This window comes from Actinoplanes sp. NPDC049599 (assembly GCF_044465625.1).
Lineage (GTDB): Bacteria > Actinomycetota > Actinomycetes > Mycobacteriales > Micromonosporaceae > Actinoplanes.
Genome location: NZ_JBITLX010000011.1, coordinates 57569 through 78539, shown reverse-complemented (window position 1 = coordinate 78539; position 20971 = coordinate 57569). Strand labels below are relative to the sequence as shown.

Sequence of the window (20971 nt, the reverse complement as noted above, 5' to 3'; positions counted from 1 at the left end):
GCCGGCTGACCAGTTCCGGGTGCCGGGCCGCGGTGAGCATCGCGGTGTGCGCGCCCATCGACTGGCCGGCCAGCGCCACCGGGCCGCCGTCCGCCAGGGCCTCGATGATCCGGACCACGTCGGCCACGTAGGCGGCGCGGGACAGGTCGGCCGGCCGCCGGATGCTGTGGCCGTGGCCACGCTGGTCGGGGGCGATGACCCGGTGCCCGGCAAGGGTGATCTGCACCTCCCGGCCGCTGCCGGCCAGGCCGTGCAGCAGGACGAGCGGCGAACCGCCTGTTTCGCCGACGAAGCAGGACAAATGATCTACCGTGACGCGCCGCATGTCCCCATCATCGGTTCGGTTTACTGTCGACCGCGCACCGGACGATCGGGTATCCACCTCCGCGCTACGGACAATTCAGCTCACGGCAGAGCGAACTCGCTGGTGATCGGCCATTTAGGCGTGGGAGTCTCTGATGGTGAAACCAGTTCCATCCAAAGTGCCCACCCGGGCCTACAACGCCGAGCAGACGGACGCCGGCTGGCGGTCCATGTCCATGCTGGTCCGCCACGTGCAGCGCGGAGGCCACCCGGCCGCCGTCGCGCCGACGGTCGACCTGCAGGCCGGCGAGAAGCAGTACGGTTCCTTCCTGGTCGACGTGGCGGCCTACTTCTCCACCACGGTGGACTATTCGAGCAGCATCTTCGCCAGCGGCGGGCTGTTCTTCACCGGGCCCAGCACCGAGACCCGGGCCGGCTGGCGGCACGCCGACCGGCAGGCCGCGATCGTCACCAGCCAGCGGCTGCTGCTGGGCGAGGCGACGTACGACTTCCGCTCGCTGATCCTGATCCAGCCCAACCCGCTGGACTGGTCGGTGAACCTCTACTTCCAGGGCGCCCAGCCGATCATGCTGCGCGGGCCGTGGGTGCCGTGGATGACCGTGGTCATGTGCGCCGAGCTCTACGGGTCACCCTGGCCCCCCGGGCACGCCCCGGAGCTGGACATCCCGATCAAGGTTATGTGCGAAAACGCGCAATAGCGCGGGCGCGGGTCCGGCGAGCCTGCCACGCTGGAGGTCGTGTATGACTACGACGTGTTGGTGCTGGGCTCCGGGCCCAGCGGGCAGAAGGCCGCAATCGCCGCCGCGAAGCTGGGCCGGCGGGTGGCCATCGTCGACCGCCGCGACATGCTCGGCGGGGTATGCATCAACACCGGCACCGTGCCGTCCAAGACCCTGCGCGAGGCCGTGCTCTACCTGACCGGCCTGAGCCAGCGCGACCTGTACGGCAGCAGCTACCGGGTCAAGGACCGGATCACGGTCAGCGACCTCGCGGCGCGGACCCAGCACGTGATCACCCGGCAGACCGACGTGATCCGCAACCAGCTCGCCCGCAACCACATCGCGATGCTCACCGGCACCGGGCGGTTCGCCGACGCGCACGCCATCTGGATCGACGGCGGCTCCGGGCACGACACCAAGATCAGTTCCGAAAAGATCATCATCGCCGCCGGCACCCGCCCGGCCCGGCCGGACAGCGTCGACTTCGACGACCGGACGATCGTCGACTCGGACGGCGTGATCAATCTGGAGGCCGTGCCGCGCAGCATGGTCGTGGTCGGCGCCGGGGTGATCGGCATGGAGTACGCCTCCATGTTCGCCGCCCTGGGCACCAAGGTCACCGTGGTCGAGCGCCGGGAGAAGATGCTCGACTTCTGCGACGAGGAGATCATCGAGTCGCTGAAGTACCACCTGCGCGACCTGTCGGTGACGTTCCGGTTCGGCGAGGAGGTGGCCGCGGTCGAGCGCCACCAGACGGCCGCGCTCTGCGTCCTCAAGAGCGGCAAGAAGATCGTGGCCGACACGGTGATGTACTCGGCCGGCCGGCAGGGGCAGACCGACGACCTGGCCCTGGAGGCGGCCGGGCTGAGTGCGGACCGGCGCGGCCGGATCACGGTGGACGCCAATTACCGTACGGCGGTCGACAGCATCTATGCGGTCGGTGACGTGATCGGCTTCCCGGCGCTCGCCTCGACCTCGATGGAGCAGGGGCGGCTCGCGGCCCAGCACGCGTGCGGCGAGCCGGTGCGCGAGATGCACGAGTTGCAGCCGATCGGCATCTACACGATTCCGGAGATCAGCTTCGTCGGTAAGACCGAGGACGAGCTGACCGACAGCGCGACCCCGTTCGAGGTGGGCATCGCCCGCTATCGCGAGCTGGCCCGCGGGCAGATCGTCGGTGACTCGTACGGGATGCTGAAGCTGCTCGTCTCGCCCGACGACGGCCGGCTGCTCGGCGTGCACGTCTTCGGCACGGCGGCCACCGACATCGTGCACATCGGTCAGGCCGTGATGGGCTGCGGTGGCACGGTCGACTACCTGGTCGACGCGGTGTTCAACTACCCGACCCTGTCGGAGGCGTACAAGGTCGCGGCGCTGGACGCGAGCAACAAGATCCGCAACATCACCCGGATCGACGGTTGATCAATAGACCCAGACCCGGGTGTCGATCGGGATCTTGTTGCTGGTCCACAGGTAGTTCATCGCCGAGATGCTCAGCCGCGCGCACCCGTGCGACGCGGGGTACGGCGGCACGCTGTTCGCCCCGTGCACCGCGATGCCGCCGTTGAAGTACTTCGGGCGCCAGAGCAGCCCCAGCGGCGCGTGCCGCCAGCCGTCGATCTGCCGCGAGACCCGGAACTTGCCGCTCGGGGTGTCGGCCAGGTAGGTCGCGCCGTTCTGCTCGTAGCGCTCCATCGAGCCGGTGGAGGTGTTGAAGACCTGGCTGACCTCGCCGTCGTCGACCAGCATCAGCAGCTGCCGCTTGAGGCTGATCTCGATGACCCGGCCCTTGCTGCTCCTGGCCTTGGGGCGTACCCCCTGGTCCAGGGCCTGCTGGGTCTTGGGCCCGACGACGCCGTCGCGGCCGAGGCGGGCCGCCTTCTGCAGCGCGAAGACCGCCTGCTGGGTCTGGCCGCCGAAGCTGCCGTCGGCCTTGCCGTTCCAGTAGCCCAGCTCGGTGAGGCGCTTCTGCAGCGCCACCACCCGCGGGCCCTTGGCGCCGGACCTGAGCTTCTTCGGCTTCGCCGGCGCGGTCGACGTCGGGGTCGGTGAGGCCGTCGGTGCCGGCGCGGTCGACGGCGGCGCGGTCGCGGAGGTCGAGGCGGGGGCGGTCGAGGGTACGGATGTGGGCGCCGCAGCCTGCTCAGAGCCGCCGGAATCGCACCCGGCAGCCAGCGTGACAGTGGTGACCACCACTGCCGCATACGTCAGAGCTCTGCGCACTACGCCTCCCTCATCCCGCCATGGTCACACGCGAGAACCTCTCAGTGCGGCCGTTGCCCCGTCAAGCTGGGCCGTCCCGCCGGGCGGTGGGACGACCCCGCGTGATCGAGGGCTAGCGTGCGGTGAGCCGGAAGCTCTGCGCGGCGGTGCCGTTGCAGGCGTACTGGACGAGCTGGACGCTGTCGGCGGTCGCGGCGCCGGGCACGTCCAGGCACTTGCCGCTGTTGCGGTTCACGAGGTGGTACGAGCCGCCGGCCTCGGCGACCGGCTGCCACTGCTGGTTGGCGCCGCCCGCGTACGACCAGGTCTGGATCGGGGCGTTGTCGGCGGTCGACACGTTCGTCACGTCGAGCGCCTGGGCGCTGTTGCCGCGGTTGGTGATCCGGACGTAGCTGCCGCTGGTCGGCGTGAACTGGTACTGCTGCGCGGTGCTGGTGTTGCAGGCGTACTGCTGGATCGCGGTACCGTTGGTGGTGCCGGCCGCGCGGGCGTCGACGCACTTGCCGCTGTTGCTGTTGCTCACCGAATACCAGGCGGCCGGATCAATGGGGGTGGTCGGCGGGGTGCCGGTCGCGCCGCCGAGCCAGAGCAGGCCGTTGATCAGCCACTGGTTCTGCTGGGCGCTGGCGAAGGTCGAGGACGTCCGGGTGTTGGTGTCGTAGTTCATGCCGTTGTGGCCGAAGTTCGTGTAGAGCATCTTGTAGTTCTTGTTGGTCCAGATCAGCGGGTAGAAGCCGCTGCGCCACTGCTGGTTGGGGTCGATGCCGACCGGGAAGCTGCCCGCGTCGACCGAGGCGAGGATCTCGATGTCCGGGTTCTGCCGCAGGTCGCGGCTCCACGAGTACCACTCGCTGACCGCGGACGGGATGGTCGTCGGCAACCCCGCGGTGGACGGGTGGCCGGCGGTGATCCGCAGGGTCTCGGCGGTCGGCCCCCAGGTGTTGGTGGCGAAGTTCCCCGAGCCCAGGAACGTGTTGTAGTACCAGCTCCACGAGTTCGCGTCGGTGGTGAACGCGCTGACGTGGAAGCCCATCCAGGCGCCGCCGTTCTGCATGTACTGCTGGAAGGCGGGCCGCTGCGCCGCCGGCGGCGCGTCGTCGAGGAACATCACCACCTGGTACGCGGCCAGGCTGCCGGTGGTGAGCCGGCCCCAGTCGGTGGTCGCCTCCCAGGTGAAGCCGTACTGGGCGGCGGCCCGGGGGAACCAGTCGCGGGCTTCCTTGTCGAAGTCGATGTGCGCGGCGTCCCAGGTGCCGTTGTAGAAGGCCAGCACCTTGAAGGGGGTGGCCGCGGCCGCCTCGGCGGGACGCGGACCGGGACCGGCGGTGCCGGCGGCCAGCAGGGTGACGGCGGCGGCGAGAACGCGTCCGAGCAGTTTTCTACCCACGTGAATGTCCTTGGGAAGCAGGGGTGGAGGACGGGGCGGCCGCTGCTGACATCTTCGATCATCGATGCTTCAGGAAACAAGGTTAACAGCCCCAATAGTTAAATTAAGTTCCGATCCGGAACATGATCAACTCTGTGTCAGTGGCATGAGACACAGCGTGGAGGCGATTTGTGAGCCACGCTCGGGCGACCGGAGGATGCTCGCGGGAAAAAGAATCAAGTACCCTTCGCCTATGTCATGGAAGGCAAGTGCCCGGCACGGCGTACGCGAGGCGCCCGCCGGCCTCGCCCTCCTGCAGGATCTGTTGAACACCCGCGGCAGCATGTCCTACGCGCCGGACCTGCTGGGCACCCCCGATGACGCGCAGCGCTGGCTGACCGACGCGCTCGGCACCTGGTCGCGGGTGGCCGGCCTGCCGGCGCCGGTGATCCTGCTCTCGTCGACCGACATGCGCTCGCTGCGCCGGCTGCGGACGACGTTCGAGGGGGTCATCCTGGCCGGCGGTCGCAACGTCGAGCCCGACGGCGCGCTGCCGCCCGCCGACGTCCCGGTCAGCCTGGTGCCGGATGCGGACGGCTGGGTCCGGATGGTGCCCAGCGGCCGCGGCATCCGGTGGCTCGCCTCGGCGCTGTGGGCCGAGGCCCTGCTGGCCCAGCAGGCCGGGCTGTGGCCGCGGCTCAAGCTCTGCCACAACGTCGACTGCCGGGCCGCCTTCTTCGACACGTCCCGGAACAACAGCGGCGTCTGGCACGACGTCAGCACCTGCGGCAACACCGCGAACCTGCGGGCCTTCCGGGAGCGCAAGCGGCTGATGGGCAACTCCGGCAGCCAGCTCGGTCACAGCGTGCAGCGGCCCGACCTGCAGTGAACCCGCGGGAACCAGGAGCCGCCGGTGGGCGACTATGGGGACATGGCGTGTGAGCGGTGGCGCGAGTTGGTGTCCGCGCAACTGGACGGCGAGGACGATCCGGCCGATCGGCCCCGGGTCGAGGAGCATCTGTCCGGCTGCGCCGGCTGCCGGGAGTGGCTGGAGCGGGCGGCCGCGGTCAACCGGCTGACCCGTACGGGCCTGGTGTCGGACGTGCCCGACCTGAGTGCGGCGATCCTGGCCGCGCTGCCGGTCGCGCCGGCACCCGGGCGGCGCCGGCTCGGTTCCGGGCCGCTCTACGTGGGGCTGGCGGCGGTCGGCGCCGTGCAGCTCATCCTCGGGCTCGCGCAGATCGGCGGCGGGGCGAGCAGCGCACACGTGCACACCGGCCTGGACGCGACGCCCGGGCACCTGTGGCACGAGTCGGCGGCCTGGAACGTGGCCGTCGGGGCGGGTTTCCTCTTCATCGCGCTGCGCCGCAGCCGGCCCACCGGGCTGGTGCCGATGCTGACCGCGTTCGTGGGAATGCTGCTGCTGCTCTCGGTCAACGACCTGTCGGCGGGCCGGGTCGACACCGCGCGGCTGGTCAGCCACGGCTTCGTGATCCTCGGCTACCTGATCGTGGTGGCGCTGTCGCGGGTCACCCGCGACTCGGCGCGCCCGCCGGGCGACCGGGTAGCCGGCGGGAGCGGCTGGCATCTCGTCGAGGCCGAGGCCGAGGACACCCCCGAACCCGCCCTGCCGAAGCTGCGCCTCGTGCCGCGCGGTCCGCTCACGGCCACGGCGACGCGGCCGGTCGAGCAGGGGGAGCGGCGCCGGGCCGCTTAGCGGGGCGGCCGGACCGACAGCTCACGCCACTCGTCCGGGCCGACCAGCAGCGCGCGGACCATGTCCAGCGCGGCGTCCTCGCTGTCGTACTCGAAGAAGTGCGAGACGCCGTCCGAGCCGCCGGCGCGCTGCTCGACGTACCACTGATCACCGCTCGTCCGCAGGTACACGTCCTTGCGGGCGACGCGCCCCCATCTGCCGTTCCACCAGTGCTTACGCTGCTCCATCCCGGCACTGTATCGAACATCTGTTCGAACAGTGCCGGGTGGGTTGATCTTTTGTCGATCAGCGCTGCGGCGGGTCGTTCTGCTGGTGCCGGCCCAGGATGTCGTTCACCGCCCCCGGGGAGACCTGCTGGCGCACCAGCGCGTCGCGGATCTCGGTGAGCAGCTTGACCTCTTCGCTGGGGGCCTCCGGCGGGGGCTCCTCGCCGCGCTTGCGCCGCTCGGCCAGCCGGTTCAGCGGGTAGACCACGAGGAAGTAGAGCACGGCGGCGGTGAGCAGGAACGTGATGACGGCGTTGATGAAGCTCGCGTAGTCGAACGGCACCTTGTTGACGGTGAAGGTGCCCGCGGACGCACCGGAGCCGCCGCCCAGCAGCTGGATCAGCGGCTTGAGGAAGGCGTTGGTGAAGGCCGTGACGACCGCGGTGAAGGCGGCGCCGATGACGATGCCGACAGCGAGGTCAACGACGTTGCCTCGCATGATGAAGTCTTTGAAGCCTTTGAGCATGGTCAAGTTCCACTCCTGCAGGTGAGCTCTCGAGTTCGCCGGGCAGCAGTTTCCCATGACCGGTCAGCGACAAACTACGCTGAACCGCGCTGATCCACTCAGTCGAGCGCGGGCTCCTCGGCCGTGACGGCCTCGTCCACGGTCGGGTAGGTGTGCAGCACCTCGACCAGTCCGCTGACCTCGAGGATGCGCAGCACCCCGCGTTGCGGTGCGGCCAGCCGCACGGCGCCGCCGGCGTCGTCGGTGCTGTTCTTCGCCCGCACGAAGACCGACAGCCCGGTGGAGTCGCAGAACGAGACCTCGGCCAGGTCGAAGACCAGCCGGGTGCGCCCCTTCTCCAGCAGGTCGCTGATCTGGTCCTGGAGCTGCGGCGCAGTGGCCATGTCGAGCTCACCGGCGACCGACACGACGACCATTTCGCCGCGCTGTTCCGTTTGTACCGTCAAGGACATTCAGGACCTCCAGTTATGGCACGAACGCTACTCCACGCCAGGGGGAGTGCGCAGAACGGGGAGCGCGCGTTGGCGCGGAGATTTTAGTTGGCCTACAGCAAGTAACGGGGAGCGCGGTGGTAAAGTCCGGCCGTCCCTCGGTGATGGCTGCCCGCGCCCCGCGAAGCTGCTCGCAGGAACGATGACTATCAGGGAGGCGGCGGTGGCGCTGAGTACCGATGAGGTGGGACGCTTCGCTGGTCTCCTGGAGACCCACGGCGAAACGCTGACCACCGCCTGGACCGACGCGGTGGCGAAGCTGCTGCGCGGCCGGCTCAGCCACGCCGAGCTGCACCGGCAGATCGCCGAGCTGCAGAAGGGTCTCCAGGCCGCACTGTCCGGCGGGGCCGTGGATCTCGACGGTGACGCCGCCGGCGAGCTCCGCGCGCTGCTCCGCGACCTGTCCAACACCCGCGCCCGGCAGGGCTTCACCGCCACCGAGACGGCGGTCAGCATCTTCGCCCTCAAGGACGCGGTGCTGACCATCCTGGATCAGGGCGAGAGCCCGGACGCGGCCACGCTGCGTGACTATGTCGCCTTCTCGGCGTTCATCGACCGGGCCGGGCTGTTCACCTTCGACAGCTACGTCCGCGCCCGTGAGGAGCTCATCTCCGACCAGGCCGAGCAGCTGCTGGAGCTCTCCACCCCGGTGGTGAAGCTGTGGGAGGGCGTGGTCGCCGTGCCGCTGGTGGGCACGCTCGACTCGGCCCGCGCCCAGGTCGTCATGGAGCGCCTGCTGCAGACGCTGGTGGACACCGGCTCGCCGTACGCGATCATCGACATCACCGGCGTGCCGGCCGTCGACACCCAGGTCGCCCAGCACATCCTCAAGACCGTGGTGGCCGCCCGGCTGATGGGCGCCGACTGCATCATCTCCGGCATCCGGCCGCAGATCGCCCAGACGATCGTGGCGCTGGGCATCGAGTTCGGCGACATCGCCACCAAGTCCAGCCTTGCCGACGCCCTGCGGCACGTGTTGCGACAGAACGACGTCAAGGCTGCCCGGCGTGGCGCCGGTCGCCGGGAGAGCTGACCCGTGGAGCGCGTACCGGTCCTGAAGATCGGCGACATCCTGCTGGTGTCGATCCAGATCGACATGGAGGACCAGGTCGCCCTGCAACTGCAGGAGGACCTGGCCGACCGGATCGTGGCGACCGGCTGTCACGGAGTGATCATCGACATCAGTGCGCTGGACATCGTCGACTCGTTCGTCGGTCGCACCCTGGCCACGATCGCGTCGGTGTCCCGGGTGCTGGACGCCGAGACGGTGGTCGTCGGCATGCGCCCGGCGGTGGCCATCACGCTGGTCGAGCTGGGCCTGTCGCTGCCGGGGATCCGGACCGCCCTCAACGTCGAGCTGGGCATGGACCTGCTGGCCCAGGCCCGGGGCTTCGAGGTGCCCGACGACGACGAGGACGACGCCGACGAGGCCGTCGTAGCCGCATCGTGACCGGGGACGACATCGCCGCGATGGAGCGCCTGGACATCCGCTCGGACCAGGATGTCGTCCGGGTCCGGCAGCTGGTACGCACGCTCGCCGTCTCCGTCAAGCTCTCCCTGGTCGACCAGACCAAGCTGGTCACCGCCGCCAGCGAACTGGCCCGTAACACCCTCGTCTACGGTGGTGGTGGCACGGTCGAGGCCGGCCGGATCGACAACGGCCGCCGCACCGGCATCAGGATCGTTTTCGCCGACCAGGGACCGGGCATAGCCGACCTGGACCTGGCGCTGACCGACGGTTACACCACCGGCGGCGGCCTCGGTCTGGGCCTCAGCGGGGCACGGCGGCTGGTTGACGAGTTCGACATCGACACCGCAGTCGGTCAAGGTACGACGATCAGTGTGATCAAGTGGTGCCGATGAGCGGAGGCGCGGTGGCGTCACTACCCGAGGGGCTCCTCGACGCAGGAGTCTGGTTCCGGGTGGAGGCCGCCGGTACGGCCGCCGCGGTCCGCCGGGCCGCCGAGCGGCTCGCCACCGAGCTCGGTATGCCCGAGGCACGCATCGCCGACCTCTCCATCGTCGCCACCGAGACCGCCAGCAACCTGGTCAAGCACGCCGACGAGGGGATGCTGCTGGTCCGGCCGGCGCGGGTGCCGGACCGGGCCGGGGTGGAGATCCTCGCGCTGGACCGGGGCCCGGGGATGGCCGACATCAGCCGCTCCATCGGCGACGGGCACTCCACGGCCGGCACGCTGGGCATCGGGCTGGGCGCCATAGTGCGCCAGTCGAGCTGGTCGGACCTGCACTCCGTGCCCGGACTGGGCACCGTCATGGCCGTGCAGATCTGGTCCGGGGTGACCCCGCCGCAGGCCTGGGCCGCCGGGCTGACCCGCCCGCTCACCGGGGAGCCGGTCTGCGGCGACGGTTTCGCGGTGCGCGAGGTCGACGGCCGCCGGCAGGTGCTGCTCTGCGACGGGCTGGGGCACGGGCCGCTCGCGCACGCGGCCACGCAGGAGGCGATCCGGGTCTTCGCCGACACCCCGGCGGGCCCGCCGAGCGTGGTCGTGGAGGCGCTGCACCGCAAGCTCAGCCACACCCGGGGTGCCGCGGTCGCCGTCGCGGAGCTCGACCTCGCCGCGGGTACGGTCCGCTACGCGGGCCTGGGCAACATCGCCGGCACGGTGCTCCACCCCGACGGCAGCCGCCGCGGCATGGTGTCGCTGCCGGGCATCGCCGGTCACCAGCGCCGGCAGATCCGCGAGTACGACTACCCGCTCCCCGCCGGCGGCACAGTCCTGATGCACTCCGACGGTGTCGTCGACCGCTGGAAGGCCACCGACTATCCGGGGCTGCTCTCGCACTCACCGCAGGTCATCGCGGGCACGGTGCTCCGCGACGCCGGCATCCGGCGCGACGACGCCGGCGTAGTCGTGGCGTGTGCGTCATGACAACCCCCGATCCGTTGGTGCGTACGCGGATCCGGGTGGAGCAGGACGTCTTCGCGGTCCGGCAGCTGGGCCGCGAGGTCGGCCGGCTGGTCGGCCTGGAGGCACAGGATCAGATCCGGATCGCGACCGCGCTCAGTGAGGTCGGCCGGTTGCTGGTCGCCACGGGGCGCGACACCGAGGTGGTGTTCGCGACGACCCCGGACGGGGTACCTGCACTGTCGGTGAAGCTGGAGCACACCGCGCACGGGGGCGCGGACCGGCTTGCCGCCCAGTTGGCACAGGTCGGACGCCTGGTGGACTCGATGGAGGTAAGGGATGGGGAGACCGGAACGGTCGTGCGGATGTCGCGTCGACTCCCGCCGAGCGCACCGGTCCTGAGTCCCGACCGTATGGACGACATTCGTGCCGAACTCGCATCCCACGTGCCGGGGACCCCGTTCGACGAACTGGCTGTGCAGAACCAGCAGCTCATCGCGACCCTGGACGAAGTACGCGCGCAGCGTGACGACCTGGCCCGGCTCAACGCCGAGCTGGAGGAGACCAACCGCGGCGTGATGGCGCTCTACCACCAGCTCTCCGACGAGCTGGAGGAGACCAACCGCGGTGTGGTCGCGCTCTACAACGAGCTCGACGAGAAGTCCGTCGAACTGCGCGCGGCCAGCGAGGCGAAGAGCCGGTTCCTGGCCAACGTCAGCCACGAGCTGCGCGCGCCGGTGACCGCGATCATCGGGCTGGGCCGGCTGCTCAGCGACGACGCCTCGGACCCGCTCACCGGCGAGCAGGAACGCCAGGTGGAGCTGATCCGGGGTTCCGCCGCGGACCTGCTCTCGCTGGTCAACGACCTGCTCGACCTGGCCAAGGCGGAGGCCGGCCGGCTGGAGCCGAACTGGTCCGACGTCGACCTCAGGGCGGTCTTCGGCCAGCTCCGCGGCACGCTGCGGCCGCTCGCGACCCGTCCCGGGGTGGACTTCGTGGTGGAGGAGCCCGCGGTGGCCCGGCTGCGCTCCGACGAGGTGCTGCTCGCCCAGGTGCTGCGCAACCTGCTCACCAACGCGATCAAGTTCACCGCCGAGGGCTCGGTCCGGCTGTCCGCGGCCGCCGTCGGCAGCGAGGTGGAGTTCACCGTCGCGGACACCGGCACCGGCATCCCCACCGAGCTGCAGGAGCGCATCTTCGAGGAGTTCTACCAGGTGCCCGGCAGCTACGCGCTGAGCGGCAAGGGGACCGGGCTGGGGCTGCCGTACGCGCGGCGGCTGGTGGGCATCCTCGGCGGCGCGCTGCGGGTCACCTCCGAGCCGGGGGTGGGCAGCACGTTCATCGTCTCGCTACCGGTGGTGCCATGACTCCTGCGACCGTGCTGGTCGTCGATGACAGCGCGACCAAGCGCTATCTGCTGGTGAGCTGGCTGTCCCGCGCCGGCTTCTCGGTGATCGAGGCGGAGACCGGCGGGGAGGCCCTGCGCCGGCTCCTCGAGACCGACGTCGACCTGGTGGTGCTCGACGTCAAACTGCCCGACATGAACGGTTTTGAGGTCTGCGAGCGGATCAAAACCGATCCCGGGTACGGGGTCCTGCCGGTCATCCACGTGTCCGCGCACGCCGTCGACGTGGTCGACCGCACCCAGGGCCTGAACCGGGGCGCCGACGCGTACCTGGTCGAGCCGATCGAGCCGGACGAGCTGATCGCCACCGCGCAGGCCGTGCTGCGGTACTACCGGGCCCGGCAGCGCGCCGAGACGCTGGCCGCCCGGATGGTCCGGCTCGCCGAGACCACCCTGGCGATCAACTCGTCCGCCACCCTGGCGGGCCTGCTGCAGGCGGCTGCCGACGGGGCCTACGAGATCTTCGGCGGGCCGGTCGTGGTGGTCGCCGAGACGTCCGACGGCGACGGGCTGGCCGCGGTCGCCCACGGCGGCCCCGCAACGGTACGGCCCTGGCAGGTCGAGCACCACGAGGTCGCCGTCGGAGCCAGCCTGCGCACCGACGACCCGGCCTCCTGGCACGCGGCCGGTCCCTGGCCCGAGGGCGAGTCGGTGGCGGTGGCGTCGGCCCGGCTGCGCGCCGACCGGACGCCCGTCTACGTCGCCGTCCCGTCCAGCACGCAGAGCCCCGGCTTTCCCGTGCTGCGCCAGCTCGCGCAGGCGGTGGCGGCCGCGGTCGAGGCGCAGCGCTCGTACGACGAGGAGCACCGGATCGCGGTCACGCTCCAGCGCAGCCTGCTGCAGTCGCGGCTGCCGGACGTGCCCGGGCTGGAGTTCGCGGTCCGGTACGAGCCGGCCGGCGCGCAGACCGAGGTGGGCGGCGACTTCTACGAGCTCACCATGCTGGACGGCAAGCTGCTGGTGGCGATCGGCGACGTGGCCGGCCACTCGCTGCACGCGGCCACGGTGATGGCCGAGGTGCGGCATGCCGTGCGCGCGTACGCGGTGGAGGGGCATCCGCCGGGCGCGGTGCTGGAGCTGGTCAACCGCTTCATGCGGACAGTGCTGCCGGCCGAGTCCGCGACACTGTGCCTGCTGACGCTGGAGCCGGACACGGGTCGCGTACGCCTGGCCAGCGCGGGCCATCTGCCACCGCTGCTGCAGGTCGAGGGCGAGGCGCAGTTCCTGGCGCCGCGCGGCCCGCTGCTGGGCATCAATGCGCCCCGGCCGGCCGACCTGGAGTTCGTGCTGCCGCGCGGCGGCACGCTGGTGCTCTACACGGACGGCCTGATCGAACGCCGGGACGCGGACATCGACGTGGGCCTGAGCGCGCTCGCGGCGTGCGCGGCGCAGGTCGAGCCCAGCCTGGACGCGTTCTGCCAGCGGCTGCTGGTCCGCCTCGCCGGCGCCGGGGAGCAGGCCGACGACATCGCGGTGGTCGCGCTGCGGCGGGCATGACGCGAGCTATTCACTGAGTGAATAGTGAGGGCATGTCGACCTCACACGTGCTGCTCGGGCTGCTCTGTGCCGGCCCGCAACACGGGTACGAGCTGAAGAAGGCGCACGACGAACGCCTGCCCCGGGCCAAACCGCTCGCCTACGGGCAGGTCTACGCCACCCTCGGCCGGCTCGAACGCGACGGTCTCGTCGAGCAGTCCGGCCAGGACCAGGAGGGCGGGCCGGAGCGCACCTCGTACGCCCTCACCGACGCCGGGCGGGAGAAGCTCATCGAGTGGCTCGGCGCCGTCGAGCCGCCGGCCCCGTACGTCTCCAGCGCGCTGTTCGCCAAGGTGGTCGTCAGCCTGCTGGCCTCCGGCACCACCGCCGCGACCGACTACCTGGTGGCCCAGCGCGCTGCGCACACCATCCGGCTGCGCGAGCTGACCGCGGTCAAGACCACCCCGGAGGCCTCCGCCGGTGACGTCGTCGCCGCCGACTACGCCATCGCCCACCTGGACGCGGACCTGCGCTGGCTGCAGACCACGCTGCTGCGCGTCGTCGACCTGCACCAAGAGGTGATCTCATGAACGACCTGCTGACCGGCACCGGCCTGCACCGCTCGTACGGACCGACCCCGGCCCTGCGGGGCATCGACATCACCATCGGCGAGGGCGAGATCGTCGCGGTCACCGGCCCGAGCGGCTGCGGCAAGTCGACGCTGCTGCACTGCCTGGCCGGGCTCCTCAAGGTCGACGCGGGCGAGGTGCGGTACCGCGACCAGGACATCGCGCTGTGGAGCGACGCCGCCCGGTCGCGGCTGCGGCGCACCGACTTCGGCGTGCTGTTCCAGTTCGGCCAGCTGGTGCCGGAGCTGACCGCCGCCGAGAACGTTGCTCTTCCGTTGCTCCTCGCCGGCTCGGGGCGGCGAGAGGCCCGGAAGAGCGCGACCTTGTGGATGAGCCGGTTCGGCGTGGGCGACCTCGCCGACCAGCTGCCCGGCCGGATGTCCGGCGGGCAGCAGCAGCGCTGCGCGGTGGCCCGGGCGCTGGTCACCGAGCCCAAGGTGCTGTTCGCCGACGAACCCACCGGCGCGCTGGACGTGCTCACCGGCGAGCAGGTGCTCACCGAGATCGTGCACATCGCCCGGGAACAGGGCACCTCGGTCGTGCTCGTCACCCACGAGCCCCGGATCGCCGCCTACGCGGACCGGGAGGTGGCCCTGCGCGACGGCGTGCTGGACCCGACCGGCCTCGGCCTCGGCCTCGGCGCATGAAACCGGGGACGCTGCTGCGGCTGGCGGTCGGTGGCGGCCGCACCGACGTGCTGCGGATGATCTTCACGGTGGTCAGCGCCGTGCTTGCCACCGTGGTGCTGCTCGCCGCCGCGACCGTGCTGGCGGTGCCCGAGCTGGGCGACCCGCAGGCCGGCTCCGAGGCTTGGAACATGCGGTACAGCAGCCCGCTGATCGACGAGCCCGGGCTGCGGCCCGGCGTGGTGCTCACGCTGTTGCTGCTCGCCGTACCGGTGCTGTTCCTGGCCGGGCAGAGCATCCGCTTCGGCAGCCCGGCCCGGGACCGCCGCCTCGCGGCCATGCGCCTGGCCGGGGCGACGCCCGGGCAGGCGGTGCTGCTGGCGGCCACCGAGACGGCGGTCGCGGCGCTGCTCGGCTCGGTGCTCGGCGCCGGGGTCTTCCTGGCGCTGCGGGCGCTGCTCGACCGCACCGACGCGGCCGGCCTGCGGTCGCTGCCCACCGACGTGCTGCCCGGCGGCCCGGCCTTCGTGCTGGTCCTGCTGCTGGTCCCGGTGCTCGCCGGGCTGATCGGGGCGTTCCTGCTGCGCCGGGTGATCATCACCCCGCTGGGCGTGGTGCGCCGCACCCGCACCAAGGGCCCGCGGCTCTGGCCGGGCGTCCTGATCATCGCGGGGGTGTTCGCCCCGTTCGTCTTCCGGCCGCTCGGCGAGCTCCTGGGCCGGATCGGCGGCAGCACCGGCCGTGACCTGACGGTGGCCCTAGCCTTCGCCGTGGTGCTGCTGGCCGTCGTCGGCGTCGTGGTCGGCACCGGCTGGATCAGCCACACCACCGGCCGGCTGCTGCACCGCTTCGGCCGCCGCCCGGCCACCCTGCTGGCGGGCCGGCAGCTGATCGCGGACCCGTGGAACGGCAGCCGTACGCTCTCGGCGCTGCTGGCCGCGTTGGTCGTCGGCGCCGGCGTGCTCGGCTACCGCGCCTACATGGTCACCCACTTCGTGGCCACCGACCGGGCGAACCGGCTGAACTTCGGCGACGACGGGTTCGCCGCCTCGACCGACTTCTACCTGAACTCGGTGGACCTGGTCCGCATCGCCGTCGCCGTCGGGATCGTGGTGGCGGCCGCCGGGATCATGGTGGCGCTCGCCGAGGGCATCGTCACCCGGCGCCGCACCTACGCCGCGCTGGTGGCGGCCGGGGTGCCACGCCGGGTGCTGGGCGAGTCGCTGGCCTGGCAGACGCTGGCCCCCCTGGTGCCGGCCGTGCTCGCGGCGCTCACCGTGGGGCTGAGCCTGGTGCGCGGGGTGGCCCGGGAGGCGACCGCCGGCGGCGGCGGGACCTGCACCGGCACCGAGGCCCAGTGCGCCGACCTCAGCTCGCCCTACTGGCAGATCGATCCCGTGGTCACGCTGCGGGTGCCGGTGCCGCTGGCCGAGCTGGCCGTGCTGGGCGGCGGCGCGCTGGTCCTGATGCTGCTGGTGGTTGCGGTGGGGCTGGTGTTCCTGCGCCGCAGCACCGAGCTCGACGAACTGCGGATCGGCTGAGCCCGCGGCCCGGTCGGTGCGACCGGGCCGCGGGACCCGCTAGCTCTGCTGCTGCGCGAGGCCGACGGTGTCCAGGATCCAGGCGGTCACGAACGCCTCTTCCTTCCACGAGTCGTAGCGGCCGCTGGGACCGCCGTGCCCGGCGCCCATCTCGGTCTTCAGCAGGTACGCCCCGTCGGGCGCCACCGACCGCAGCCGCGCGATCCACTTGGCCGGCTCGTGATACAGCACCCGGGTGTCGTTCAGGCTGGTCACGGCCAGGATCTTCGGGTACGCGAGCTTCGCGACGTTCTCGTACGGGCTGTAGGACTTCATGTACGCGTACACGTCGGCGTTCTCGAGCGGGTTGCCCCACTCCTCCCACTCGGTGACCGTCAACGGCAGCGACGGGTCCAGAATGGACGTCAGCGGGTCGACGAACGGCACCTGCGCGACGATGCCCGCGAAGGCCTCCGGCGCGATGTTCGCCACCGCGCCCATCAGCAGGCCACCCGCCGAACCGCCGCGGCCCACCAGGCGTTCCGGCGAGGTCCAGGACGACGCCACGAGCGCGCGGGCGGCCGCCACGAAGTCGGTGAACGTGTTCTTCTTCGCCAGCATCTTGCCCTCTTCGTACCAGCGCCGGCCCAGCTCACCGCCGCCGCGGATGTGCGCGATGGCGAAGACGACGCCGCGGTCCAGCAGCGACAGGCGGGCGACGGAGAAGTACGGGTCCATACTGATCTCGTAGGAGCCGTAGCCGTACAGGACCAGCGGCGCGGTGCCGTTGCGCGGCGTCCCCTTGCGGGCCACGACGGAGATCGGCACCTTGGTGCCGTCGTCGGCGACCGCCCACTCGCGGAACTGCTCGTAATCCGCCGGGTCGTAGCCGCCCAGCACCGGCTTCTGCTTGCGCAGCACCATCGAGCGGGTGATCAGGTCCACGTCGTAGACCGAGTCCGGAGTCACCATCGAGGTGTAGCCGATCCGCACGATGTGGGTGTCGTACTCCCGGTTGTCGGCCAGGCCGACGCTGTAGATCGGCTCGGGGAACGCCATGTCGTAGCTGTCCGTGCTGCCGTCGGCGAGCACCCGCAGGCCGGTGAGCCCGTCCCGGCGCAGCGCGACGACCAGGTGCCGCTGGAACGCGTCGACCGACTCCAGCCGGGTGCCCGGCCGGTGCGGGATCAGCTCGACCCAGTCGCCGGGGTTGTCCACCGAGGTGTACGCCAGCGCGAAGTCCTCGGCGTGCTCGTTGTGCAGGATCAAGAAGCGGTGGCCGTGGTGCTCGATCGCGTATTCGACGCCCTGGACCCGTGGCCGGATCAGGGCGGGCTCGGCGGTCGGCGCCTGCGCGTCGATGACCCGTACCTCGCTGGTGACCTTGCTGTTCGCGTCGATGACGATGAACTTCTCGCTGCGGGTGAGCTCGACGCCGACCCAGAAGCGCTCGTCCGTCTCCTCGTACACGACCACGTCGGTCGCGGCGTCCTGCCCGACGGTGTGCCGCCAGACCTTGTCGGGGCGCCAGGCCTCGTCGACCGTGATGTAGAACAGCGTGGAACCGTCGGCCGACCAGGCGCTGCCGTAGAACGTGTCGGGCACCTCGTCGCTCAGCACCTCGCCGGTGCGCAGGTCCTTGACCTTCAGGACAAAACGCTCGTCGCCGTCGAAGTCGACCGAGTAGGCCAGCCGGTCACCGGACGGGCTCACGTCGAACGTGCCGAGCGCGAAGAACTTCTTGCCCTCGGCGAGCTCGTTGCCGTCCAGCAGCACCTCCTCGCCGTCCAGCGGGGCGCCGTCACCGGTGGCGGGCGGGTCGACCACACCGGACACGGTGGCGACACGGCACTGGATGCCGTACTGCTTGCCCTCGACCGTGCGGGTGTAGTACCAGTAGCCGCCCTTGCGGCTCGGCACCGACAGGTCGGTCTCCTGGGTGCGGCCCTTGATCTCGTTGAAGACCCGGTCCTGCAGCTCGGTGAGGTGCGCCGTGGCCGCCTTGGTCCAGGCGTTCTCCGCCTCGAGATAGGCGACGGTCTCCGGGTTCTCCTTCTCGGCGAGCCAGGCGAACTCATCGGTGACGGTGTCGCCGTGGAAGGTGCGCTCGGCGGGCACCTGACGAACCGTGGGCGGGGTCGTGGGCATGTCGGTGGTCACGCTGACCAACGTTACAAGGACCCACAGTCAGGTCGAGGCGAGATGCACCTCTCCCCTCGCCATTCGAACATGTGTACGATATGCCAGAGTGGACGATCTTCGAGCTGTGCGATCTTCGGGGAGGGCTGATGGTGACCGCGCTTCCTGGGCGAGAGCCGTTGCTGCGTGCGCTGATCGACATCTGCGGCCCCGACTTCGCCCGCGAGGCGACCGCCCCCGACATGGTCGCCGGCCACCTCGCCAGCTTCGTCGCCGCACCGGCGACGAACCGCGCGGTGATGGACACGCTGCGGCTGTCCGCGGAGCGCGGTCTGGCGGTCGTCCCGCGCGGCAGCGGTTCCAAAATCGACTGGGGCACGCCACCCCGCGGCATCGATCTGCTGCTGGACACCCGGCGCCTGGACGGCATCTGGGACCACCGCCCGGAACGCCTGACGGCCCAGGTCGGCACGGGCACCCCGGTGCGCCGCGTGCAGGCGGCCCTGGCCCTGCGCGGCCAGCGCCTCGCCGTGGACCCACCCTCGCCGAAGGCGACCATCGGCGGCATGCTCGCGGTCAACGAGTCGGGCCCGCTGCGCCACCGTTACGGCAGCCCCGCCGCCCAGGTCGACCGGATCAGCTACGTGGGCAGCGACGGCACACAGGCCGAATCCGACGGCGAGAACGGCAACCCCGGCATCGCCGAGGTGACCGGGGTGATCGTCTCGGCCAGCCTCCGCCTGCAGCCGCTGCCGGAGGCCCGGCGCTGGGTGATCGTGCCGGTCGCGACCCCGGTCCAGGTGCACCACCTGGTCGAGGCGACGCTGGCGGCACGGGTGACACCGAGCGCGATCGAGGCCGACCTGCCGGTCCCGGCCGCGGTCCGTTCGGCCGGCCAGCCCGCGGGGGCGCTGGCGGTGCTGCTGGAAGGAGCGGCGGCGGAGGTCACCGCCCGGGCCGGCAAGCTGGCGAAGGCGCTGGGCGGCACAGCCGCGGTCACCCCGACGGCGCCGCGCTGGTGGGGCAGATATCCGTTCGGCCGCGAGGACGTGGCGCTGCGCATCGCGGTGCCGAGCGCCGACCTGCACGCGGCGGTCTACGCGCTGCGGGACGTGACGGGTGCGGCGGTGCCGGTGCGCGGATCGGCAGGGCTGGGCACGGTGCACGCGGTGCTGCCGGGAACGCTGCCGCCGGAACGGGTCGAGCGAATCCTGGACGCGGTGCGGGGAGTGCTGCTGGCTCGCGGGGGGAGGTGCGTGGTGATCGCTGCCCCGCCACCGATCAGCACGGTCGTGGCAATGGCCGGCCGCCGAGACCTCTTCTGACAACCGCCACCCGGCCGGGGCGGCGGCCTGGCGTGCCACTCGGCCGGTGCGGCCGGTCTGGCGTGCCACTCGGCCGGTGCGGCCGGTCTGGCGTGCCGGTCGGTCGGGGCGGTGCCGGCTGGGGATCAGCGGACGGCGTGCTCGCGGGCCAGCGCGTCCGCGGCCAGGTGCCGGCCCAGCTTGGCCAGCGAGCCCACCGCGTAGGTCAGATAGGCGAACTGCCCCATCTGCGCCACGTGCGTCAGCGCCAGCTGCTGCGAGGTCAGCCGCCGGGGGAGCAGCGGCGTGCCTGCGCCCAGCACCGTCGGCGCCATCGCCAGGATGATCTCGTCGAGCAGGCCCGCGTCCGCGAACTCGCCCACCAGGTCGCCGCCGCCCGCCAGCCAGACGTTGCGGCCCTGGGCGGCCACCATCATCGCCTCGTGCACCCGCTGCACGTCGCCGCTGACCATGAAGACGTTGGCGTCCGGGACCGGGGGCAGCTCGCGGTGGGTGAAGACCCAGCACGGCACGTCGCCGTACATCTCGTGCCAGTTTTCCGGCTCTTCCAGCACGTTGTCGTTCTTCAGCACCCATTCGTATGTGGCCGCGCCCATCGTGAAGGCGCCGACGCCCGAGAAGAACGCGCCGAACGGGTTGTCCGTGCCCTCGTCGACCTCGAACAGCCAGTCGAGCGAATTGTCCAGGTCGGCGGTGTAGCCGTCGATGCTGGTCGCGGTGTAGTACTGCGTCTTTGCCACGACCACACGATGCCACGGCGCAGCCGGCAAAAAGTCCAATTCCGGCACGCTCGTCCCGGCGCAAGCGTGGTCAGGCCGGTGGTGCGCCCACCCGATAGGTCAGATAGGCGAATCCCCCCTTCTGCTCCATCCCGGTCAGCTTGAGCCGCTGCGAGGTCATCCGGCGCGGCAGGAGCGGCGCGCCCGCTCCGAGCGTCACCGGTGCCACCCCCAGGATCAGCTCGTCGAGCAGCCCGGCGTCCGCGAAGGCCCCGGCCAGCTCGCCTCCGCCGACGATCCAGATGTTCCTGCCCCGGGCGGCCTCGACCATCGCCGCGTGCACCGGGCGGACGTCACCCTGCACGAAGGTCAGGTTGGCACCCGGGATGGCCGCGAGCGACCGGTGGCTGAACACCCAGGCCGGGGTGTCGCCGTAGTAGTCGGCCCACTTCACCGGCTCTTCGAGGAGCGCGTCGTGCTCCAGGACCCACTCGTAGGTCGTGGCGCCCATCGCGAACGCGCCCACCTCGGCGAAGAAGGCGGCGAACGGGTTGGCCGCCTCGTGGTCGCCGCCCTTGTCGGCCTCGAACAGCCAGTCGAGCGAATTGTCGGCATCGGCGATGAAACCGTCGATGCTGGTAGCGGTGTAGAACTGTGTCTTCGGCACGGCTTCTACTCTGCCGCAGCGGTACG

22 protein-coding genes and 1 pseudogene are annotated in these 20971 nt (G+C 71.2%); 14 read left to right on the top strand and 9 right to left on the bottom strand.

Going from position 1 to position 20971, the window contains the following annotated elements; translation table 11 throughout:
• Nucleotide 1 precedes the first annotated feature (1 nt).
• Nucleotides 2–325 (bottom strand): annotated as a pseudogene (locus ACIBQZ_RS20965) (alpha/beta fold hydrolase); the annotation flags it as partial.
• Nucleotides 326–458: 133 nt separating this feature from the next.
• Here ACIBQZ_RS20965 and ACIBQZ_RS20960 point away from each other — a divergent pair.
• Together ACIBQZ_RS20960 and sthA are read left to right on the top strand one after the other, a co-directional pair.
• Nucleotides 459–1022, top strand: a complete 564-nt coding sequence (locus tag ACIBQZ_RS20960; RefSeq protein WP_396090395.1) for a hypothetical protein — start codon at nt 459–461, stop codon at nt 1020–1022.
• A 39-nt stretch (nt 1023–1061) separates the two neighbouring features.
• Nucleotides 1062–2465, top strand: coding sequence for a Si-specific NAD(P)(+) transhydrogenase (sthA, locus tag ACIBQZ_RS20955; protein ID WP_396090394.1), 1404 nt, complete (start codon nt 1062–1064; stop codon nt 2463–2465).
• Here sthA and ACIBQZ_RS20950 read toward each other — a convergent pair whose 3' ends face one another.
• Complete coding sequence (locus tag ACIBQZ_RS20950) at nt 2466–3266, bottom strand: peptidoglycan-binding protein (protein ID WP_396090393.1); 801 nt, start codon at nt 3264–3266, stop codon at nt 2466–2468.
• A gap of 112 nt (nt 3267–3378) precedes the next feature.
• Nucleotides 3379–4653, bottom strand: a complete 1275-nt coding sequence (locus ACIBQZ_RS20945; RefSeq protein ID WP_396090392.1) for an RICIN domain-containing protein — start codon at nt 4651–4653, stop codon at nt 3379–3381.
• Nucleotides 4654–4885: 232 nt separating this feature from the next.
• Here ACIBQZ_RS20945 and ACIBQZ_RS20940 point away from each other — a divergent pair, with 232 nt between their 5' ends.
• Both ACIBQZ_RS20940 and ACIBQZ_RS20935 read left to right on the top strand, forming a co-directional pair.
• Complete coding sequence (locus ACIBQZ_RS20940) at nt 4886–5521, top strand: CGNR zinc finger domain-containing protein (protein WP_396090391.1); 636 nt, start codon at nt 4886–4888, stop codon at nt 5519–5521.
• Between the two features lie 42 nt (nt 5522–5563).
• Nucleotides 5564–6349, top strand: a complete 786-nt coding sequence (locus tag ACIBQZ_RS20935) for a zf-HC2 domain-containing protein (RefSeq protein WP_396090520.1) — start codon at nt 5564–5566, stop codon at nt 6347–6349.
• Here the strand turns inward: ACIBQZ_RS20935 and ACIBQZ_RS20930 are convergent.
• The 3 genes from ACIBQZ_RS20930 to ACIBQZ_RS20920 form a co-directional block, all read right to left on the bottom strand.
• Nucleotides 6346–6576: a hypothetical protein gene (locus ACIBQZ_RS20930; protein WP_203773137.1), complete on the bottom strand. Its 231-nt coding sequence runs from the start codon at nt 6574–6576 to the stop codon at nt 6346–6348. The genes ACIBQZ_RS20935 and ACIBQZ_RS20930 overlap by 4 nt on opposite strands.
• A 58-nt stretch (nt 6577–6634) precedes the next feature.
• Nucleotides 6635–7081, bottom strand: a complete 447-nt coding sequence (gene mscL / locus ACIBQZ_RS20925) for a large conductance mechanosensitive channel protein MscL (RefSeq protein WP_396090519.1) — start codon at nt 7079–7081, stop codon at nt 6635–6637.
• A gap of 98 nt (nt 7082–7179) precedes the next feature.
• Nucleotides 7180–7533 (bottom strand): STAS domain-containing protein, encoded by a 354-nt coding sequence (locus tag ACIBQZ_RS20920; protein ID WP_396090390.1) that lies wholly within the window; start codon nt 7531–7533, stop codon nt 7180–7182.
• 202 nt (nt 7534–7735) lie between these two features.
• Here ACIBQZ_RS20920 and ACIBQZ_RS20915 point away from each other — a divergent pair, with 202 nt between their 5' ends.
• The 9 genes from ACIBQZ_RS20915 to ACIBQZ_RS20875 are packed head-to-tail and all read left to right on the top strand — an operon-like array spanning nt 7736 to nt 16116.
• On the top strand, nt 7736–8605 hold the full coding sequence (locus ACIBQZ_RS20915) for an STAS domain-containing protein (protein WP_396090518.1): 870 nt from the start codon (nt 7736–7738) through the stop codon (nt 8603–8605).
• A 3-nt stretch (nt 8606–8608) separates the two neighbouring features.
• Nucleotides 8609–9022, top strand: coding sequence for an STAS domain-containing protein (locus ACIBQZ_RS20910; protein ID WP_396090389.1), 414 nt, complete (start codon nt 8609–8611; stop codon nt 9020–9022).
• A gap of 20 nt (nt 9023–9042) precedes the next feature.
• Nucleotides 9043–9435 carry an ATP-binding protein gene (locus tag ACIBQZ_RS20905; protein ID WP_396090517.1) on the top strand — a complete coding sequence of 131 codons (393 nt, stop codon included), beginning with the start codon at nt 9043–9045 and terminating at the stop codon, nt 9433–9435.
• The gene (locus tag ACIBQZ_RS20900; protein WP_396090388.1) at nt 9432–10463 is read left to right on the top strand and encodes a SpoIIE family protein phosphatase; all 1032 of its coding nucleotides are present in this window, start codon (nt 9432–9434) and stop codon (nt 10461–10463) included. Before ACIBQZ_RS20905 ends, ACIBQZ_RS20900 begins: the two co-directional genes overlap by 4 nt.
• Nucleotides 10460–11806 carry a sensor histidine kinase gene (locus ACIBQZ_RS20895; protein ID WP_396090387.1) on the top strand — a complete coding sequence of 449 codons (1347 nt, stop codon included), beginning with the start codon at nt 10460–10462 and terminating at the stop codon, nt 11804–11806. The genes ACIBQZ_RS20900 and ACIBQZ_RS20895 overlap by 4 nt, the downstream gene beginning before the upstream one ends.
• Nucleotides 11803–13341 (top strand): SpoIIE family protein phosphatase, encoded by a 1539-nt coding sequence (locus ACIBQZ_RS20890; RefSeq protein ID WP_396090386.1) that lies wholly within the window; start codon nt 11803–11805, stop codon nt 13339–13341. Before ACIBQZ_RS20895 ends, ACIBQZ_RS20890 begins: the two co-directional genes overlap by 4 nt.
• A gap of 32 nt (nt 13342–13373) precedes the next feature.
• Nucleotides 13374–13910 (top strand): PadR family transcriptional regulator, encoded by a 537-nt coding sequence (locus tag ACIBQZ_RS20885; RefSeq protein WP_396090385.1) that lies wholly within the window; start codon nt 13374–13376, stop codon nt 13908–13910.
• On the top strand, nt 13907–14596 hold the full coding sequence (locus ACIBQZ_RS20880; protein WP_396090384.1) for an ABC transporter ATP-binding protein: 690 nt from the start codon (nt 13907–13909) through the stop codon (nt 14594–14596). The genes ACIBQZ_RS20885 and ACIBQZ_RS20880 overlap by 4 nt, the downstream gene beginning before the upstream one ends.
• Nucleotides 14593–16116, top strand: a complete 1524-nt coding sequence (locus tag ACIBQZ_RS20875) for an FtsX-like permease family protein (protein WP_396090383.1) — start codon at nt 14593–14595, stop codon at nt 16114–16116. The genes ACIBQZ_RS20880 and ACIBQZ_RS20875 overlap by 4 nt, the downstream gene beginning before the upstream one ends.
• Nucleotides 16117–16155: 39 nt before the next feature.
• Here ACIBQZ_RS20875 and ACIBQZ_RS20870 read toward each other — a convergent pair whose 3' ends face one another.
• Nucleotides 16156–18243 carry a S9 family peptidase gene (locus ACIBQZ_RS20870; protein ID WP_396090516.1) on the bottom strand — a complete coding sequence of 696 codons (2088 nt, stop codon included), beginning with the start codon at nt 18241–18243 and terminating at the stop codon, nt 16156–16158.
• Between the two features lie 140 nt (nt 18244–18383).
• On the opposite strand from ACIBQZ_RS20870, the gene ACIBQZ_RS20865 reads away from it, so the two are divergent.
• Nucleotides 18384–19559: an FAD-binding oxidoreductase gene (locus ACIBQZ_RS20865; RefSeq protein ID WP_396090382.1), complete on the top strand. Its 1176-nt coding sequence runs from the start codon at nt 18384–18386 to the stop codon at nt 19557–19559.
• A gap of 125 nt (nt 19560–19684) precedes the next feature.
• Here ACIBQZ_RS20865 and ACIBQZ_RS20860 read toward each other — a convergent pair whose 3' ends face one another.
• Both ACIBQZ_RS20860 and ACIBQZ_RS20855 read right to left on the bottom strand, forming a co-directional pair.
• On the bottom strand, nt 19685–20299 hold the full coding sequence (locus ACIBQZ_RS20860; protein WP_396090381.1) for a dihydrofolate reductase family protein: 615 nt from the start codon (nt 20297–20299) through the stop codon (nt 19685–19687).
• 70 nt (nt 20300–20369) lie between these two features.
• Nucleotides 20370–20945 (bottom strand): dihydrofolate reductase family protein, encoded by a 576-nt coding sequence (locus ACIBQZ_RS20855; protein ID WP_396090380.1) that lies wholly within the window; start codon nt 20943–20945, stop codon nt 20370–20372.
• Nucleotides 20946–20971 lie beyond the last annotated feature (26 nt).